We start from the raw sequence: 19,388 nt of genomic DNA on the forward strand, positions 1-19,388 counted from the left end.
AAGGTTTGAAAAAAATGATCGCTGCACAATATTTGGGTGACTCAAAATTTGGTATCGCTGACTCCGTGCCTGTAGCACCTAAAGCAGGTGAGGTCCGTTTAGATGTAGGCTATGTTGGGATATGTGGAACCGACATGCACATCTATCATGGTGCGATGGATAAACGTGTGGCGCCGAAAGAAACGACAGGACATGAAGCATCTGGTATTGTTCGCGAAGTTGGTGAAGGTGTCACTGATGTAAAGGTTGGTGATCGTGTTGTTGTGCGCCCACTTGATTATTGCGGTGATTGTCCAGCATGTGATGCGGGTCACAGCCACATTTGTCACAATTTGAAATTCATGGGTGTGGATAGTGTAGGTGCGTTCCAAAGTTCATGGACTGTTAAAGCACGTACAATCCACAAATTGCCTGATACTATCGACCTGAGACAAGGTGCGTTGATCGAGCCTCTAGCTGTGGCATGTCACGATATTTCAATGGCGCGTGTGAAAGCGGGCGAGCATGTTGTTGTGTTGGGCGGTGGGCCGATTGGTCAGCTTGTTGCAGCCGTTGCGAAGGCTGAAGGCGCGGATGTTGTTATTTCGGAGATCAATGCTGATCGTCGTGCATTTGCAGAAGCAAACGGCATTAAAGCTGTTGATCCGCTAAACCAAGATTTGGTCGGTTATGTGAACGCATGGACCGGAACAAAAGGCGCGGATGTCGTGTTTGAAGTGTCGGGTGTGCAACCGGCTGTTGATGTCATGACTGAGATCGCGGCTGTTCGCGGGCGTATCTGTATTGTGGCGATTTACCCAGCGACTGCGCCACCAAAAGTGAATTTGTTTAAATTCTTCTGGCGTGAGCTCGAATTGGTAGGTGCACGCGTTTATGAAGCTGCCGATTTTGAGAAAGCGATTGATCTTGTCTCATCTGGTAAGGTTGATATCGACAAATTTATTACCAGCGAATTTGACCTGACAAGTATTGATGAAGCGTTCCACACTTTGGCGACAAGCCCTGTGGGAATGAAGACAGTAGTGAAGTGTGGTGCCTAAAATGACAAGTAACGTTCTTTCTTCCTTTTCGCTTGCTGGAAAAGTTGCGCTCGTAACAGGCTGTAAGCGCGGTATCGGTATGGGCATGGCAGTCGCATTGGCTGAAGCTGGCGCTGATGTCATCGGTGTATCGGCGAGCTTGGAAGCAAAAGACTCCGCCGTTGAAAAGGCCGTCACTGCTCTTGGACGCAAATTTTATAGCTATCAATGTGATTTTTCAGATCGAAAAAGCCTGTATGCATTCATCGAAAAGGTGAAAGCTGACCATGCTAAGATAGATGTGTTGGTCAATAATGCAGGTACAATATTGCGTGCACCTGCGGCAGTTCATGGCGATGATCTTTGGGATAAAGTTATTGAAGTAAACCTGAATGCTCAATTCATACTAAGCCGTGAAATTGGTGGACGCATGGTTGAGGCGGGATCTGGTAAAATTATCTTTACAGCGTCTCTCTTGTCCTATCAGGGCGGGATCACTGTGCCAGGGTATGCGGCAAGTAAAGGCGGTGTACAGCAATTGGTGATGGCACTTTCAAATGAGTGGTCGTCTAAAGGCGTAAACGTAAATGCGATTGCTCCTGGATATATTGCAACTGATAACACACAGGCATTGCAAGATGATGCTGAGCGTTCAGCAGCAATTCTGGGCCGTATTCCACAAGGTCGCTGGGGAACACCAGACGACTTTAAGGGGCCGATTGTGTTCTTAGCATCGGATGCTGCTGCCTATGTAAATGGCGCGACATTGCTTGTTGATGGCGGATGGATGGGGAGATAACCCGTGGAATTTAAGAATAATCTCAATTTTATAAACGGCGAATATATCGCTGCGCCTACGCATGAGATCATTGAAGTTCTCAATCCTGCAACTGGTAAGGTGTTGGGCTCCATCCCAGCTTCACCAGTCGAAGAGGCCGAGAAGGCTTTACTAGCAGCAAAAGCCGCTCAGCCGGCTTGGGCGAAGATGACAGCACGTCAACGCCAAGAGATTATGCGTAAATTCGCTGCTGGTATCCGTGCGCGCAGGGACAAACTAGCAAAAATGGTGACGCTGGAGCAGGGCAAGGTGCTTGAGCTGGCGTACATTGATGTAGATGCGACTGCTAGCTTTATCGAATACGCTTGTGACAATGCGTTGACGATTTCAGGCGATATTCTACCATCGGATAACCCAGACGAGAAAATCTACATTCACAAAGTGCCGCGCGGTGTCGTTGTTGCGATTACAGCGTGGAATTTCCCTATGGCGCTTGCGGGACGTAAAATTGGCCCAGCGCTGATCACTGGGAACACAATGGTGCTTAAACCAACGCAAGAGACACCTTTGTCGTCGCTTGAATTGGGTGAAATTGCTAATGAGGCTGGCGTGCCTGCCGGTGTGTTGAACATCATTAATGGATCGGGTTCTAAAATTGGATCTTATCTGTGTGAGAGTGAGCACACAGCGATGATTACAATGACGGGATCAACTTACGCAGGTAAGCAAATCTACCAAGCTGCGGGGAAATATATGATCCCAGTTATGCTTGAGCTTGGTGGTAAAGCTCCATTTGTTGTGATGGATGATGCTGACCTTGAGCAAGCTGCCGATATTTTGGTGGGTGCGCGTTTCACAAACTGTGGTCAGGTGTGTACGTGTGCGGAGCGAGTGTATCTGCACGAGGATATTAAGGACAAATTCCTTGAACTATTCTTGCCAAAGGTTGCCGCGTTGAAGATTGGTGATCCTCTGGACCCAACCACAACGCTTAGCCCGAAGGTGAATGCCAAAGAGATCGAGAATATTGATCACATCGTACAGGAAAGTGTGAAGCAGGGCGGAAAAGTACTTGCTGGCGGTAAGCGCGCGAATGTTGAAGGATATGAAGGTGGTTTCTGGTATGAGCCAACTGTTCTTGAAACAGAGCATAAAAATATTGCCGTAGAAGAAGAAACATTTGGTCCAGTGCTTCCGGTTGTGACCTTTAACACTTTGGATGAAGCGATCGCTATGGCGAGTGATAGTATTTACGGGCTTGCCGCTTACTTTTTCTCAGCGTCGCATGTGAATGTTCAGAAATTCATCAATGACATGGAGGCGGGTGAATTATACATCAACCGCCCAATGGGAGAGCAGCACCAAGGTTTCCACAATGGTTGGAAGCAATCAGGTATGGGCGGCGAAGACGGTAAGTATGGTCTTGAGCAATATCTCGAAAAGAAAACGGTTTATTTGAAAGAAGTTTAACCCTGATATGTCCGTGAACTGGGGCTGTGAGTGTTTGATTACGTTCACAGCCCTTTTTTTATCAGTTTTTATTTGATGTGAGTTTCAAGGTGTTTGATTGCGGCAGGAATGTCTCTGTCTTTTAAAGCTTGAAGAATATCTAAATGCTCTTGCATGCTTTGCTCTGGTGAACAAACGCGCTGATAGTTCATGCGCATGCGTAGCACCATCGGAGTCCATAAATTCACAAGTTCATCACCACCAGCTTTATCTAGCAAGTATCTGTGAAACTCGAGGTCAATTTCGGCAGCTTCAGTGAAATGTTCTGTTGCTAAAGCTTTTTGCATCGCATTTAGCAATGATTCCAATTGTTCAAAATCATGATCATCGAGTTTGTCTTCCAGCATTTGGAAAGCAAATATTTCAATGTTTTTGCGCAGCGTAATCATAAGGTTTTGAGTTGCCGGTGAGAGCATCTCATTTACCGTTACACCGCAATTTCTTTTGGAAACGAGCAGTCCTTCTTTTGTTAATTGAAGAAGAACGTCACGTATGGGGCCGCGTGATACACCAAAACGTTCCGCTAGTGATTCCTCGCGTAATCTCTGTCCTGGTTCCATTTCGCCGGCAATAACATCCGTGCGGATCTGGTTCGCGATCTGTTCACGAATTGGTATAACCTGTTTCGTTTTGAGCATTAGTAAAAAGCTCCTTTTAATATGTAGTTCATCTGTGGTTAGAAACACGCATCCCGCGGATAGTCATTTTGTATATTGTTTTCATCTTAATGGTAGTAATGCGCAGATTGAACGACAAGGTTTGTATGATGAATAATACTATTTTTTCTGTGTTTTCGCCAATTAATAAAACAATTGCAGATAAAAACGCCCAATAAGAGATGAAATGTTTGCTTTCAACGCTCATATTGTTAACAATAATCAATATTGGGGAATAGGCAATCGGTATAAATTTATCTGATTCTCCACTGTTTATAATTTCGATAAAGGGGAGAGATATGAGACGGCGTACTTTTATAAAGGCAGCTACGGCGAGTATGGGGGGCGCGTTAATAGCCTCGTGTGCCGGAAAACTTGCGGCTTCAAGGCCAGATATGACCGGTCTTTCTCCTATAACGCCTTCTACAGATGACGATATTCGTACATATTTAGGCGCTGATTACTGGGGAAATCGACTTCAAGATTGGCGTTATAATAATGGTCAGATTGAATGTCTGAATGATGAAAAAGACTTTGAAATCAGAACAGTATCATTGCTGACGCGCGAACTGAATAACGCGCATTCACCGGGTAGAATATCTGCCCGCGTTCAGCCCATAGCTGAAGGTGAAGGTTTTTCCGGATTTTTGCTAGGTGTGGGTGCGGGGCGGCTAGATTATCGGGCAGCGGCACTTGCCAATCGGGTGTCGGGTGAGGGCGGTGGTTTTATGGCCGTAATCGACGATAAGGGGCAGCTCAGTTTTCGGGACTTTAGCGATAGTGAGAAGACCTTAAGCTATGAAAAATATGAAATTATTGGCGAAAATGTTTCAAATGGACTTGCTGTAAATTGGGATAATGGGGTTGTTTTAGATTGTCATATAGATCCAGTTGAAGGTGGTTTATTTGATGTTCGGCTCATCGCCTATGACGCAAAAACGGATGCTGAGTTAGGCTTTATTGTACGTACGGGGGTGGAGTCCTACCAGTTAGCTGGCGGTATGATGCTGCTCTCCTCTAGTGCTGTTGGCACGCAGGGGAGTCGCTGGTCCTTTGCAGATGTGCGCACGGGTGGTGACAAGATTGATGTTGATCAATCTCGTGGGCTTGAGCCTCTAATGGGGTGCATGCATTCGCTGAATAGAAATGTCATGAAGATGACAGCTCAGTTCATGCCAATCAATTTGGATAAATATCCGCGTGCACGTCTTGAGTATAAAAAAGAGGGTGACGCAAATTGGAGCAATGGACAAACACGCGATATCGAAGATGGGTTTGTTGCGCTCTATAGGGTGGATGATTGGGATTACACAAAGAACTACAGATACAGGATTGTTTGGCCAGATAGTGATCAGACTTTGTTTGAAGGTGAGATTGTTGCTGATCCACAAAATTCCAAAGAGCTGAAGATTGCGCTTTATTCTTGCATCATTCCAACAGCACGCGCTTTGGATAGGGAGGGGATTCCCAAAAAAATTCCTCAAGAGAAAACTCTCGGACGATATACGCCTGAGAATATTTTCTTTCCGCACACGCAGGTCGTAGAAAATTGTGATGGGCATGAGCCGGATCTGTATGTTTTTTGTGGCGATCAATATTACGAAACCTATCCGGTTCGTAGGGGAAGTCACACAAAAGATGCCAAGTTAGATACGCTTTATCGTTGGTATTTGTGGTATTGGACGTATAGGGAATCTATTCGCAATCGTCCTTCCATTATGGTCGCGGATGATCATGATGTTCTGCAAGGCAACCTCTGGGGCAATGCGGGTGATGCTTCGGAAATGCCGAAAGAAGAAGACGGTGGCTTTAAATGGGATAAGAGCGTTGTGCGTATGGTTTACCGTATGCAGCATGGCCACAATCCTGATGCATATGATCCAACTCCGATAAAGTATGATATTCCCGTGACGTATGGGAGTTTTGTGTATGGTGGGACAAGCTTTGCGGTCGTTGAAGATCGAAAATTTAAGTCTCCACCTGACTATGTCACCAATCCACTAGATACACGTGGCGAGTTGTTGGGAGCACGCCAAGAAGCGTTTCTCAAGGCTTGGAAAGATATGGACGTTGGTTTGCCCAAAGTGGTGATTACTGCTTCCATATGGGGTAGCCCTCAAACAGATGACAAAGGGGAACCTTTACTCGATTATGATGCTAATGGGTTTCCGCCTGACGGTCGGACGCGCGCTGTGAAACTTGTGGCGGATGCTAAAGCGCTCGTGATCGCGGGTGATCAGCATTTAGGAATGGTCGCACACCAAGGTGTAAATGATTTTGATGATGGCGCATTATTCTTTGCTGGGCCTGCCACGGCTGCATTTTGGCAGAGATGGTTTGAAGGCGGCGGCAAACTAGACAATCAATATAAAGGTGGTGCCAATACCGGAAACTTTGTTGATACATTTGGAAATAAAATGCGCGTTTTAGCCGTTTCCAATCCCAAGGTTACGCATGCTGAGTTTGAAGCGGGCAATGAGACATGGGGTAAATTCATCGCCGACCGTGATCTTAAAAGTGAAGGTTATGGCATAATAAAAGTGCGCCATGATACGAAAGACTTCGTGTTAGAAAACTGGCCTTGGGATGCCGATCCGAAGACCGGAAAACAATTCGATGGTTGGCCGGTTATTCACAAATATACTGTCTAGAATTTGGACAAAAAAATGCGGAAGCTTGAAAAAGCTTCCGCACTAAGGTTCGGGACAGGAAAGTTAAGTGCCTATTCGGAGGTCTCTCCGAAGCGGCGCGTGTAAAGGTTTGAGTTTACCTCTTGAGCCGCTTCAATCATTTGATTGTAGGGCGTGTCAGTGACGGATACGAAACCGACATTGTAGTTCTCACCATCATAGGCGCGGCCAGTGATTGGAGAGTCGATGTATTGGAACCAATGCGCACCGACAAAATAAGGATTGTCGATTACAGTGTTCATATATTCTTTGAACATGCGTGCGCGGTCGACTTGGTCTGATGCCATCACGAGGCCGGGGTGGAAGAGACCATTATCAAGTGCGCCCATGTGGAACTCACCTATAATGCTCGGCATGTCGATCTCTTCTAGGAAAGTCCACGCATTTTTGTGAGGGGCTTCTTTGTACTCATTATAGCTCATTACGTCTGAGTATTTCGTTGCCGCTCTGACGACTTCTGGCGTGCGGCCCCAGCTTGCAAAGCGTGCCCCCATATACATGTGGTTTGGCAAGACATCGTTTAGGGCGGCATCTACAACACGGAAATATTCAGATGCGTAAGCTTCCAACAAGATTGCATAATCTGCTTGGCGCGCTGCAGTGTGCTCGGAGATATCAATCCCATTGGATAGATCATCCCATGAGGCAAGATCTAAAGACCATGCTGTATTGAGCGCGTCTATTGTATCGTATTTCTCTTTTAAGATACGGGTAAATTCAGCTTTGGTAGGGCTATCTGCATCTGTGCGGCTGAGTGTATTAATGACGATGCCGTACTGACCTTGCGGCGTACCCATGCGTCCCCAGCTTTTCTCATTGTCTATGAAGACACCGATACACCATTCATTACCTTGCACTTCTTCGGCGATAACACCTGCTGTGATATTTGCGCGCTCTACGAATGCGGGGTCGAATGGGTCTGGTAATGGTGACCAGAAGTCATCGCCGCTGCTGACAGTTTTGAAGTCTCCAATTATCCAACCATTAGCAAAATAGGGGTAGCGATTGTTTTGATAGAAGCTTGGGTCTACCCAGTTTCCAAATGATGTGAAGCCCCAATCGAGCATACGATCAATTGTCACTTCGCGCCAATTATCCATATAGGATTCAGGCGTAGCTTCACCGTATTTGCGTTCAAGGTTAGCGCGGTAGAAGCTGAATGTTTCTCCTGTTTTGGAAGGGCCCGTGTGTGCGTCTCGGCGATAACCGTAATGATCCGCAAGGGCGCTGCCATATTCAGGAAGCCATTTAAACATGTCGTGGCGTAGGGTTGAGGAAATGAATTTTCCTGCAAGCGCTGAATCGGGAACGCGATTTAGGCCTTTAGAGTCTTCAGGTGTGACATCGTTTTTATCGCGTTGAACAAGGAGTTTTTGATCGAAATCTACCCCTGTCATTGTTGATGTGTTGGACATACGGATATTTGCAATACCTGTAGAGAAGAAGAGATAACCTTCTGGATCTACAAGTGCCCACTTTCCATCAACTTTTTCGGTGCGAAAATAGCCAGTTGCTTCAAGCTTTGGTCCATTTTTCCAACCACCATATTTGGACCTGTCTGCCATTTTTCCATCCTTGATGGTGGCGAGTTCAGCTTCCATTACGGCTTTTAATTCTTTGTCATCGTGTATTTTTTGATCAAATTCGATATTCGCGTTCTGACCGTATTTATCGACAATCTTAGTGAGATAAGATGGATTTGTTTTGGGGTTAGCGATGACGCGCACATTATCAATTGTAAGTTCGCGATCGTGCAACAAGCTATCTGTGGTGATCGTAAATTCAGTAATTTGACTGACGTCCAAACCTTCAACGCCCCACATCCAAATGAATTTGGTTGCATCAATGGCGAGTGCGGATGGGTTGTCTCTTAGGCCGGTATCAAGGTCTATGTCTGCGCTTTTTAGGTCTGCAAAATAGGTCTTTGTGTCACCACGAGGAATGTTCACGCTTCGCGTGAAGGATTTTCCTGTTGCGTCTTTTGCGCCGAAAAAGACTTGCGTGGAATAGTCACCAGGGTTTGCGATATCAAGCGCGATCCCAAGGGAGTCGTATTCGCTCCAATCCCAAGGCGTATCCGCTTTGAAGGAAAGGCCGCTATAGATATTCTCTTCTCCTTTAAGGAGAACGGATAGTTTCTTATCGGCTGTAATGCGAAGGTCTGCATTATTGCCTGAAACCTGCGTTGGAATGGTGTCTGCGTTAAAATCAAACAATATAATTTCTGATTGCTGCGTCGTGGCGGCAGGCGTCGATGTAGCGGCGGGCGTCGATACATCTTGAGTTTCTGGAGTTGTTTGCGCTTTTTGAACCGGAGCTGCGCACGATGATATCATGGCAAGCGCAGATATGCTTGTTAACAATGCCAACATGCTGCTGGATTTCATATTTTCCTCCCGACGCGTTTTTATTATTATATTGTATACAATTAACAACATTCGTTCAAGTTGAACAAAAAATCAATAGCTAATTAAGGGTAGATTGCGTGCGTTAGAGGTGGGGTCGTGTGCTTTAACAAGAATTTCGTCTTATGAATTCAGCTGTTTGCGTGAATACAAGAGGTGTAAAATGTTTTTCCATTTTATAGGTCATCAAATGCTCGATTGCTTTGCGCGCAAGGGATTCCATCGGCAAGGCGATGGCGGAAATGCCATTGCCAATCCATTGATAGAAGGATGGATCGCCATATCCCACAAACCCAAAATGAGCAGGTAAACTACCTGTATCTTTAAGAAGGGCGTTTGTTGCACCGACAGAAATATCAAATCCGCCGCAGATAAGGGCTGTTGTTTGTGGGCTGGTTTCGAGGATGTGCCGCACACTGTTATAGCCATAGTCCCGTGTGGGTGGGCCAGTAAGTATTGGGGAGGTAGTGATATCTATCTGGCATGCTTGCGCGGCTTTTAGGAAATTATCATAGCGCTGCTGCCCAGAAGCGAGGGATTTGTCGGCTCCGATATAAGCAATCTTTGAATGGCCTGACTGTGATAAATGTTGGAGAGCTTCCAAAATGGCGGGCGCGTCGTCTATCAACAAGTTTGAAGGTTGATCTATCCGTGGGTGCGTGCGGATAAACTGGATAATGTTTAAACCAGATGTGTGCGTGGATGTGTAATGAACAGGCGCGGGAGAGGGCACCATGATAACTGTTTGCGCTTGAGCTTCTTTTAGTAAGGTTAGCGCATGTTCTTCCTTTGCGATATCATCATGGGTGAGGTGGATGAGTAGGTTGATGCTTTGCTCATTGCAGATTGATGTGAGTGCGTCTGCAAAGTGGGCGTAAAACTCATTACGGAGATTGGGTATAAGGAGGCCGATGGAGGGGAGTGTGTCACCTCGCATAGCGAGGGCGGCGGCGTTGCGTACATACCCCAATTCTTCGGCGCGTTTTAGGATTTTTTCACGCAGTTCAGGACGCACATTTGCGTGACTACTGAGCGCGCGAGAGACTGTCATGTGAGAAACGCCCAGATCTGCAGCTATCGTTTTTATCGTTACTTTCGTAGACACACAGAACCTCTTTCTCTCTGATTATTTGGCAAGCTATGGCGAAAAAAACATTGACACAAGCGCAATAAGCCGATTTATGTTCACGTGAACATTGTGTTTTGTCAACAATAAGGTCGGGGGAGGATATTGCGTGGATCGAGAATTGGAAACGCTGTGTAAAGCCCTCGTGACAGAGCTAAAATTAGGCGCTGTTGAAGATGTGTCTGATGTACGTCCGCTAACGGGTGGGGTTGCGTCTGATATTGCATCATTGAAAATTGGTGATGATGTTTACTGCATGAAGTTTGCGCGCGAGAAGCTGCAAGTTTCTGAAGAGTGGTTTGCACCCGTCCACCGCAATGAAGCTGAATATGCGTGGTTGAATTTTGTTGGTCAGATTTTACCAGAATGTGCACCGAAATTATATGGGCAATCAGAAAGCCTTAGCGGGTTTGCGATGGAGTTTGTATCTGGAGAGCAGGTATATCTCTGGAAAGATGAATTGCTGCGGGGGCAGGCTCGCCCAGAAGCGGCGCGGGCAGTGGCGGCTTGTTTGGGGAAAATCCATTCAGCCTCGGCTAAACCAAACTTTGTGCGTCACAAGTTTAATAACCACGATGATTTCAAGGCACTTCGCTTAGAGCCTTATTTGGGTTTTTTGGCGAATAAACATGCGGTATTGGCTGAAAACATAAACGCGGTTGAGACAGGCTTAGCGCAAAAATCTGATGTGCTTGTGCATGGGGATGTAAGTCCCAAAAATATAATATTGAGGAATGGTTGTCCCATAATCTTGGACGCTGAATGCGCCACGATGGGGGATGCGAGTTTTGACCCTTCTTTCTGCTTAAATCATCTTATTCTCAAGGCATTCAATTCACCTGCCAATGCTTCAAATATATTGGACATGGTTGAGGTGTTTTGGGGGGCTTATTCTGACTTCATTGATTGGGAAGATAGTGCGCACTTAGAAGAGCGAGTGTGCGCGCTTGTGCCTATTTTGATGCTTGCGCGGATAGATGGAAAATCTCCGGTTGAATACCTTTCAAATGAAGCACGAGATCAAGTGCGTTTCGTGTCCATGCCGCTGATTTCTCATCCGATATCAAAACTATCTGACCTGATTGGTCTTATCAAAACGGAATTATCATGAGTTCATCCAAAATATCTAAAGTCGTCGCTAGACGTGTTTGGGATTCCAGAGGGAACCCAACTGTTGAGACTGATGTATATCTTGAAAACGGCGCTATGGGCCGTGCGATTGCGCCTGCTGGTGCGTCTCGTGGAACGCGCGAAGCGGTTGATTTGCGCGATGGCGGTGACCGTCTTGGTGGAATGGACGTTCAAGGTGCTGTCGCCAACGTCAATGAGAAACTCGCGCCGGCTATGATTGGTCGTGATGTGCTCGATCAAAAGGGTATTGATGCTCAATTGATCGAAATTGACGGCACTAAACTAAAGTCTGCCATTGGTGGGAACGCCATGATCGCGACGTCCTTGGCGACACTTCATGCGGCCGCTGCATATAATGAGAAGCCTTTGTGGGCGCATGTTGCTTCTGCTTATGGTCGTAAGCCAACTATGCCTCTGCCTGAAATTCAGATTTTTGGTGGTGGTGCGCACGCTGGTCGCCGTGTTGACGTTCAAGACTTCATGGTCATGGTGCCAGGAGCCGAGACCTTTGATGAAGCAATGGAAATCACTTCAAACGTTTATCGCGCCGCGGGAAAAATCATGGCGAAACGTGGTCACATGGCGGGTGTTGCAGACGAAGGCGGGTGGTGGCCAGTCTTCTCTAGCAATGAAGAAGCACTTGAGACACTTACACAAGCGATCGAAGATGCGGGTGAAGTGCCGGGCGAGCGCGTGATTATCTCGCTTGATATTGCGGCTTCTGAATTTGGAAATAAAGACGGCTATAAACTCGCGTTAGAAGACCGCGCTATTGATACGGATGGGATGATTGAGATCCTTGGCAAATGGATTGAGAAATACCCGATTGCTTCGATCGAAGATCCATTGGCTGAAGATGATGTCGCTGGGAACCAAGCGTTTACGAAAGCCTTTGGTGATAAAGTGCAAATCATCGGTGATGATTACCTCGTTACAAATGCAGAGCTTGTACGCCAAGCAGCCAAAGACAAAGCGTGTAATGCGGTTCTTGTGAAAGTGAACCAAGCGGGGACTGTTTCTGAGGCTGTTGAAACATTTGAAGCTGCCAATGAGGTTGGCTACCGCTCCATTGTGTCAGCACGTTCGGGTGAGACGGAAGACGTATCCATTACACATCTTTCAATTGGTTTGGGAGCAGGGCAGCTGAAAGTAGGATCATTCACGCGTTCTGAGCGTATGGCAAAATGGAATGAATGCATCCGTCTTCAAGAAGAAAAAGAAATTGGTGCATTCGTAGGCGGTGAGCCTTTGAAGAACACTTGGTGGAAAAAATAGGTAGGAATTAGATCATGCAATTTATTCGTTTTGGAGACCGTGACGGCGCAAAAACACCATGTGTTGTAGATGCTGACGGTAAATACAGGAATATCTCTTCTATCGTGTCTGATATTAATCCAGAGACAATAGGTGATGACTTAATAGGGAAGCTGGCTGGCGTAGATGCCTCTTCACTGCCAGAGTTCGACGCAACAGGTAAGCGTTTGGCTCCGCCTTCGGCTCAGCCTAAGAATATATGGTGTGTGGGTTTGAACTTTTCTGACCATGCGGCGGAAGCTGGTTTGCCAATTCCCGACGAGCCAATTTTGTTCAACAAGTCTTCAGGTACTTATTGTGGTCCTAACGATCCAATCTTGTACTCACCTAAAATGACAAAGCTGGATTGGGAAGTTGAGCTTGGTATCGTTATTGGCAAGAAGGCTCTTAACATCACGAAAGAAGAGGCTTTGGACCACGTTCTTGGCCTTGTGCTTGTGAATGATGTATCTGAGCGCGCATGGCAATTGGAGCGTAGTGGTCAGTGGGTAAAAGGAAAAAGCTTCCCTAACTTCTGTCCAACAGGCCCAGTTATTAGAACGCTTGATGACATTGAGGACCACAACAATTTGAACATGTGGTTGGACGTGAATGGTAAGCGCTGCCAGACCGGTAACACGGGCACAATGATCTTTGATGTAGCAACCATTGTGTCTTACATGAGTGAGTTTTGTCAGCTTGAGCCGGGCGACCTTATCTCGACTGGTACGCCTCCAGGTGTAGGAGCGGGTATGGACCCACAACAATGGTTGAAGGTTGGCGATAAAATTGAACTTGGAATTGATGGTCTTGGTACGCAAGCTCAAACAGTCATCAATCTGAGTGACCTATAATGTCAAACCGCTTTGAAAGTAAGTCAGCCATTATCACGGGTGCTGCGCGTGGTATGGGTTATGAGATTGCTAAACAGATGCTCGAAGAGGGTGGTTCAGTTAGCCTCTGGGATTTTGACGAAAGTGGTTTGAATGCTGCCGTTGAAAGGCTCTCCTCTAAAGGTAAAGTTATCGGCTTGAAAGTTGATGTCAGTAATCTTGAAAATGTTGAAGCAGCATCAAAAGAAACTGCTGAAAAGCTCGGCGGTATTGATATATTGGTGACGAGCGCAGGTATTGCTGGCCCGAATGGTCCTGTTGAAACATTTCCTGCCGAATGGTGGCATAAGGTTATGGCTGTCAATTTGGGCGGTGTATTCAATTGTTGTCGCTCGGTTGTGCCTTTCATGCGCAAGAATGATTATGGTCGTATTGTGAATGTGGCGTCTGTTGCAGGCAAAGAGGGTAATCCTAACGCTTCTGCGTATTCTGCATCAAAAGCTGGTGTTTTGAGTCTGACAAAGAGCTTGGGTAAAGAGCTGGCTCAAACAGGTATTCGCGTGAACGCAATTACACCAGCGGTCATTAAGACAGAAATGCTTAAAGATGTAACCGAAGAGCAAATCGCCTACATGCTTTCGAAAATCCCAATGGGGCGTATGGGAACTGTTGAGGAGGTGGCAAAAATGGCATTATTCTTGTCATCGGAGGATTGCTCATACTCCACTGCTGCTGTTTTTGATATGACAGGCGGACGCGCAACTTATTAGACTTTTTTGCTTATAAGCATTGCCAAAATTTCCTCACCCTTCAATATTGCTTACAATTAACAATAAAGTGGGTGAGGAGAATAATATGCTGAAAATGATGTTATTGAGTAGTGCTGCGCTCATTGTGTTGGGTGGATGCGCAACAGAAGTTCAGAAAACGGTAAATGGCGACGCTGAAAAGCACGCTGGAACTGATATTCGTTTCGTTGATATTTCCGATGAAATAGGTCTGACATCAACACCAACATGGAAATATGGTGGACCATCCGTATCTGATCTTGATGGTGATGGTGTGTATGATTTTCTGCTGACAAATCATCACATTGAGCCTGCTCAAACATTCTGGGGAAATGCTGACGGGACGCTGCGTGAAGGCGTAAACATTGCCACAAATGATGTGCATGGCATTGCAGCAGGTGATTTTGATTTAGATGGCGACAATGACGTGCTTGTCTCTTTAGGCGGCGGCAATGGATCTACGCCGCAACCGCCACGTATGCTGCGCAATGATGACGGTGTATTTGTAGATATCACAGAAGAAGCGGGTATTTCTCAATTAGGTGCGCGTGGACGTTCTGTGCGTTGGGTGGATATGGATTTGGACGGAGACTTGGACTTTCTGCAAATCAATGCGCGCCAGGTTATTGGGGAGGACAAGCCGCGCAATATCCTGTTTGAAAACCTTGGCGGCGGAAAATTTAAATATCGCAATGGTGGTGCTTTTGAGAAGACGGAAGCTGAACGGGTTTTACTAACCGATATTGACGGTGATCACGTGACCGATTTGGTGACGTTTTCTCCGCTTGCTATCTGGAAGGGTGGCTCAGATTTTTCATTTAAAGATGTGACGGACGATGTGCTTCCAAAAGCATATCAGCATGCTGAATTTATTAGCGCTGTTGCTGATGCTGACATTGATAATGATGGCGATTTTGATCTCTATGTGGCGCGCGGTAAGACCTATTATGAAATCGCGAATAATTCAGTCTCATATAATGGTGAGACGCAGCGTCTCGATATTAGAGATGAAGGAAATAAAAGCCATGACGGTATTAGTTTCAAAGCGGGCGATACAATAACGTTATCTGACTTTTCGCATTGGGCGCGTGGCAAAGATCTGACGTTTCCTGTTTTTTTAGGCAGTAATAAAACGCAGTTAAAAGTCGTGAATGCACCGGATTCTGGCCGAGATGGTGGGAAGATCACTACAGATACTCCATCCGCTCCAACAAAAGTTTCAGCAGATAAAGCGGAGGGGTTTCCGGAAGTTTTTGGCGAGAATGGATGGTATTTAGGCTATGTCGGCGATGGTGAATGGCGGATGGAATGGCATTTAGATTTCAACCTCGCCTGGGATATTCGTGGATCCATCTCTGGTGTTGAGAAGGTTTTACCCGATTGGACGCCTCAAAATTTGGATGTGCCTGATATTTTACTGCGAAATGACGGGGGAGTGTTTAGCGATGTAAGTGCGCAGCTACCCGCTGAAAGCATGCATAATAATTGGGGAGTTACGAATGGTGACTTTAACAATGATGGCCAAACAGACTTCTTTGTGTATCGCTTTGGGGAGTTGCGAAAGCGTGTTCCTGATGTTTTGTTGGTAAACCAAGGTACGCAAGGATTTGCAGCCAATATAAGCCATGGTGCTAATGTATTGGGCGAGGGCGGTCATGGCGATATGGGAGCGGCGTTCGACTATGATTTTGACGGCGCCGTTGATCTTCTGAGCGGTGATGATGATGATGGGAAATGGCACTTATATAAAAATCAGTTGGCTCCCGATGAGGCACGCAATTACACGCTGGTTCGCGTTGGGTATTCTCCAAAGGGAACAGACCCATTAGCGGCTGAAATTACTGTGACAGCGGGCGGCAATACATATGTGCGACGTGTGGGGTCTGCAGGTGCGGTACACTCTCAAAGCGTGTTGAATATCGCACATTTTGGTTTAGCGGATGCAGCTCAAATTGATGGAATTCAGGTGCGCTGGCGTGATGGTGAAACGGAAGAGATTTCGAATGTTTCTGCGAATGAGATGATCAATGTAGGTCGTCACGGCGTTCAAGATAAGGGAGAGAATTAGATGGCAAATACTGTGCTATTAAATAATGAAAAGCATAAAGAAGCGAGAGTAGTATTAGCACATGGTGCAGATTATGGTGAAAATATTCATATTGTCCCAATTCTCGCCGCAGAAGTGAAAAATCTCGCCTTAAACTTTCCGTTGTGTCTAATAAAAGATGCTGAAAGTGGTGCTTTTGGATTGTATGCTCTTTTGGGTTTTGAAGCGGGTGAGAACTTATTTCTGAAAGAGAATAAATGGACCACTACCAATGTTCCACTCAATTTGAAACGCCAACCATTTACTGTGAGTTTTTCAGAAAAGAAAAAAGACGAGGATGGCAATCCAAGTGCAATTATCTCAATAGACGAAGACAGTCCGAGATTTAAAATGGGAGGCAGTGAGGGCTATGCATTATTTGATAATGATGGAAGCCCAACGCAATTCTTAAATGAAATCAAGCAATTACTTGCAGATATGGTGAATGGCACTGAGGCAACAAAATTATTTGTGCAATCCTTGGAAGATAATGGGTTATTGGAACAATTACAATTAGATGCAAATTTTGCGAATGGAGAAAATAAGTCCTATGGCGGTCTGCATACCGTCAACTTATCTAAGCTGATGGGGCTTAAGGCCTCTGTGTTAAAAGGCTTAAGTGAAAATGGCTATCTCCAAGCGTGCTATCTGCTTCAATTCTCCATAGGACATATAAACAAAATGCACGAACTAAAAAATCAAAGTCTGAATTCTTAGTGTTTTGATTTGGCATTGAATATAATAAAGCCCGCTGTCAATGAGATGGCGGGCTTTATTGTTATTTATGCATCATAACTGAAATAAACAGCGCGTTTTTGAAGGTAGTTTTCGATACCGTGAACACCATCTTCGCCGCCGATTCCGCTGCGCTTGTGGCCTGAGTGATAGCCTTGAATATAACCGACAATTTGTTTGTTTACGAAGACTGTTCCAACTTCCAAATCATTGATTGCATGCATGATTTTGTTGATGTCTTTTGTGAAGATATAGCAAGATAGAGCCTCTTCACGGTCGTTGGTAATTGCGACAGCTTCTTCGTAATTCTTGATGCGAATGATAGGGAGAACAGGACCAAAAATTTCTTCTTTGGCAACTGGCATATCCGGCGTGACATTGGTTAGGACGGTCGGGGCGTACCAATGTCCTTTCTCATATTGTGGCCCATCTGGACGTTTGCCGCCTATTTCTAGCTTGGCACCCATTGCGATACTTTGTTGAACCATTTCGTTTACACGGGATATTCCAACGCCAGTAACGCTAGGGCCCATGTTGAAATCACCCATAGGATCGCCAGTGGTGAGCTTTGCAACACGCTCCAACACCATTTGGGTAAATGTATCTGCGATTTCTTCTTCGACGAGGATCATTTCATTGCAAATGCAGACCTGACCACAATTTGCGTATCTGGAAATGACGGCTGCATCGGCGGCTTTTTCAAGGTCGGCATCCTTCAGCACAGTGAATGATGCCTTTCCGCCTAGCTCCAGCACAAGGCCTGTTACATTGTCTGCTGCCGACTTGTATATAGCCTGTCCAGCGCGTGTTGACCCTGTGAGAGAGATGAGTCTTGTGATTGGGCTTGTGACGAGGTGAGAGCTGACGTCGATACCTTTTCCGCTGACCAAATTGATCACACCTTTGGGAATATTTGCAGCTTCGACAACTTTGCAAAATTCAGATGCGGTGACAGGAGTTGCTTCGTGAGCTTTGAGGATAATCGTATTTCCCGTGACCAATGCTGGCCCCACTTTGCGCCCAATTAAGGCGAGGGGATAATTATATGCGCACATTCCGATTGTGACGCCATAGGGAACTTTTTGAATCCATAATTGCTCATTTGGATTATCAGACGGGAAAATCTGTCCTTCAATGCGGCGGGCAGCTTCGGCTGAATAGGTTAGATAATTGAGCGTATCGTCAAATTCACCATAAGCTTCAGGAAGCGTTTTTCCCTGCTCTTGAACAAGGAGTTTGGCAAAGAGGTCACGCTTTGGCTTTAAGCCTTCAACGATAGCCATTATATAGCGGGCGCGTTGAATAGCGGGGAGGGCTTGCCATCCTTTTTGAGCAGCGAGCGAGGATTGAAGAGCGCGTTCTGCATCTTCGATTGTGCAATCGGGAACCGTCGCCCAGATTTGTTCATTTGCGGGGTTTTCCACATCGAAGGTTGCGCCATTGGAGGCGTTCACCCACGCTCCATCAATATAGCACGGATAATGCTGAATGTTGGTCTCTGTCATGGTTTCCTCCGGAATAGTATTTGTTATTGCTATGTGTAAGGGGGGCGTTATTCGCCTTTGAATATGGGCGAGCGCTTTTCAACAAAGGCTAAAAAGCCCTCTTTTGCGTCATGTGAATCGTAAAGTGGGGCGCAGAGTTCTTTTTCCAGATGTAGGCCGGCTGTAAGACTAAGTTCACTGCCTTGACGCACAGCTCTTTTTGTTGCTGCAACGGCCAAAGCGGGGCCGTTCGCAATAGTTTGCGCAAATTCAAAGCACGCTTTCTCAAGCTGATCAGTGTCCGTAAGGCGATTTATAATGCCCCATTGCGTGGCTTGGTCTGCATTGAAGGCATCACCCGTGGAGAGAATTTCAAGTGCACGACTTACACCGACTACACGAACAAGGCGTTGGGTGCCGCCATTACCGGGGATAAGGCCAAGTTTGATTTCGGGTAAACCAAGCTTGTAACTACCTTTTGCAGCAAAGCGAATATCGCATGCCAAGGCGATTTCTAATCCACCACCCAGTGCATGGCCTTCGATTTGTGCGATAAAGATTTTACCGCTGGCTTCCATGGCTTGTGTCGTTGCATTTGCTTGGTCCACCATCAATTGGTTGCTGGCAGTATCATTACTTTGAAACTCTTTTATATCGGCACCTGCACAAAAGAATTTAGGTGAGGATGAGTTGATAATAACTGCGCCAACATCTTTGGCAGCGTCAGCTTTTTGAACAGCTTCTCGAAAGCATGTCATAAATTCCAGATTGTAGGCATTCGCTGGAGGGCGATTAAACGTTAAATACGCAACGCGCTTTTTGACGGAATAAGACACAAGATCTGAGGGCATAATG

The 19,388-nt window shown here is 46.1% G+C and carries 15 protein-coding genes; 10 read left to right on the forward strand and 5 right to left on the reverse strand.

The features are described 5' to 3' along the window. Nucleotides 1–14 precede the first annotated feature (14 nt). The 3 genes from ACFQS8_RS13930 to ACFQS8_RS13940 are packed head-to-tail and all read left to right on the forward strand — an operon-like array spanning nt 15 to nt 3,267. Entirely contained in the window at nt 15–1,040 is a 1,026-nt protein-coding gene (locus tag ACFQS8_RS13930) for a zinc-dependent alcohol dehydrogenase (protein WP_382168394.1), read from the forward strand. 1 nt (nt 1,041) lies between these two features. Continuing rightward, a complete protein-coding gene (locus tag ACFQS8_RS13935) occupies nt 1,042–1,818 on the forward strand; it encodes a 2,5-didehydro-3-deoxy-L-galactonate 5-reductase (RefSeq protein ID WP_382168396.1) in 777 nt (258 codons plus the stop codon). 3 nt (nt 1,819–1,821) lie between these two features. Beyond that, a complete protein-coding gene (locus ACFQS8_RS13940; protein WP_382168398.1) occupies nt 1,822–3,267 on the forward strand; it encodes an aldehyde dehydrogenase family protein in 1,446 nt (481 codons plus the stop codon). Nucleotides 3,268–3,335: 68 nt separating this feature from the next. Here ACFQS8_RS13940 and ACFQS8_RS13945 read toward each other — a convergent pair whose 3' ends face one another. Next, the gene (locus tag ACFQS8_RS13945; RefSeq protein WP_382168399.1) at nt 3,336–3,944 is read right to left on the reverse strand and encodes a GntR family transcriptional regulator; all 609 of its coding nucleotides are present in this window, start codon (nt 3,942–3,944) and stop codon (nt 3,336–3,338) included. Nucleotides 3,945–4,261: 317 nt separating this feature from the next. Here ACFQS8_RS13945 and ACFQS8_RS13950 point away from each other — a divergent pair, with 317 nt between their 5' ends. Then, nucleotides 4,262–6,613 (forward strand): alkaline phosphatase D family protein, encoded by a 2,352-nt coding sequence (locus tag ACFQS8_RS13950; RefSeq protein WP_382168401.1) that lies wholly within the window; start codon nt 4,262–4,264, stop codon nt 6,611–6,613. A 71-nt stretch (nt 6,614–6,684) separates the two neighbouring features. Here the strand turns inward: ACFQS8_RS13950 and ACFQS8_RS13955 are convergent, their stop codons facing one another. Both ACFQS8_RS13955 and ACFQS8_RS13960 read right to left on the reverse strand, forming a co-directional pair. Beyond that, entirely contained in the window at nt 6,685–9,039 is a 2,355-nt protein-coding gene (locus tag ACFQS8_RS13955) for a beta-galactosidase (RefSeq protein ID WP_382168403.1), read from the reverse strand. Between the two features lie 124 nt (nt 9,040–9,163). Continuing rightward, on the reverse strand, nt 9,164–10,162 hold the full coding sequence (locus ACFQS8_RS13960; protein WP_382168405.1) for a LacI family DNA-binding transcriptional regulator: 999 nt from the start codon (nt 10,160–10,162) through the stop codon (nt 9,164–9,166). A 130-nt stretch (nt 10,163–10,292) separates the two neighbouring features. Between ACFQS8_RS13960 and ACFQS8_RS13965 the strand changes: the two genes are divergently transcribed. The 6 genes from ACFQS8_RS13965 to ACFQS8_RS13990 all read left to right on the forward strand — a co-directional run bounded on the left by ACFQS8_RS13965 (nt 10,293) and on the right by ACFQS8_RS13990 (nt 17,031). Further along, entirely contained in the window at nt 10,293–11,294 is a 1,002-nt protein-coding gene (locus ACFQS8_RS13965) for a phosphotransferase family protein (protein WP_382168407.1), read from the forward strand. Continuing rightward, entirely contained in the window at nt 11,291–12,589 is a 1,299-nt protein-coding gene (gene eno, locus ACFQS8_RS13970) for a phosphopyruvate hydratase (protein ID WP_382168409.1), read from the forward strand. Before ACFQS8_RS13965 ends, eno begins: the two co-directional genes overlap by 4 nt. Before the next feature lie 14 nt (nt 12,590–12,603). Further along, nucleotides 12,604–13,461, forward strand: coding sequence for a fumarylacetoacetate hydrolase family protein (locus tag ACFQS8_RS13975; RefSeq protein WP_382168411.1), 858 nt, complete (start codon nt 12,604–12,606; stop codon nt 13,459–13,461). Next, nucleotides 13,461–14,210 carry an SDR family NAD(P)-dependent oxidoreductase gene (locus ACFQS8_RS13980; RefSeq protein ID WP_382168413.1) on the forward strand — a complete coding sequence of 250 codons (750 nt, stop codon included), beginning with the start codon at nt 13,461–13,463 and terminating at the stop codon, nt 14,208–14,210. The genes ACFQS8_RS13975 and ACFQS8_RS13980 overlap by 1 nt, the downstream gene beginning before the upstream one ends. Before the next feature lie 85 nt (nt 14,211–14,295). Continuing rightward, nucleotides 14,296–16,296, forward strand: coding sequence for a CRTAC1 family protein (locus tag ACFQS8_RS13985; protein WP_382168415.1), 2,001 nt, complete (start codon nt 14,296–14,298; stop codon nt 16,294–16,296). After that, nucleotides 16,297–17,031, forward strand: a complete 735-nt coding sequence (locus ACFQS8_RS13990) for a SapC family protein (RefSeq protein WP_382168417.1) — start codon at nt 16,297–16,299, stop codon at nt 17,029–17,031. A gap of 65 nt (nt 17,032–17,096) precedes the next feature. Here the strand turns inward: ACFQS8_RS13990 and ACFQS8_RS13995 are convergent, their stop codons facing one another. Both ACFQS8_RS13995 and ACFQS8_RS14000 read right to left on the reverse strand, forming a co-directional pair. Next, on the reverse strand, nt 17,097–18,554 hold the full coding sequence (locus tag ACFQS8_RS13995) for an aldehyde dehydrogenase family protein (protein ID WP_382168418.1): 1,458 nt from the start codon (nt 18,552–18,554) through the stop codon (nt 17,097–17,099). Nucleotides 18,555–18,601: 47 nt separating this feature from the next. Beyond that, a complete protein-coding gene (locus ACFQS8_RS14000) occupies nt 18,602–19,384 on the reverse strand; it encodes an enoyl-CoA hydratase/isomerase family protein (protein ID WP_382168420.1) in 783 nt (260 codons plus the stop codon). Nucleotides 19,385–19,388 lie beyond the last annotated feature (4 nt).

This window comes from Hirschia litorea, assembly GCF_042665075.1.
Lineage (GTDB): Bacteria > Pseudomonadota > Alphaproteobacteria > Caulobacterales > Hyphomonadaceae > Hirschia > Hirschia litorea.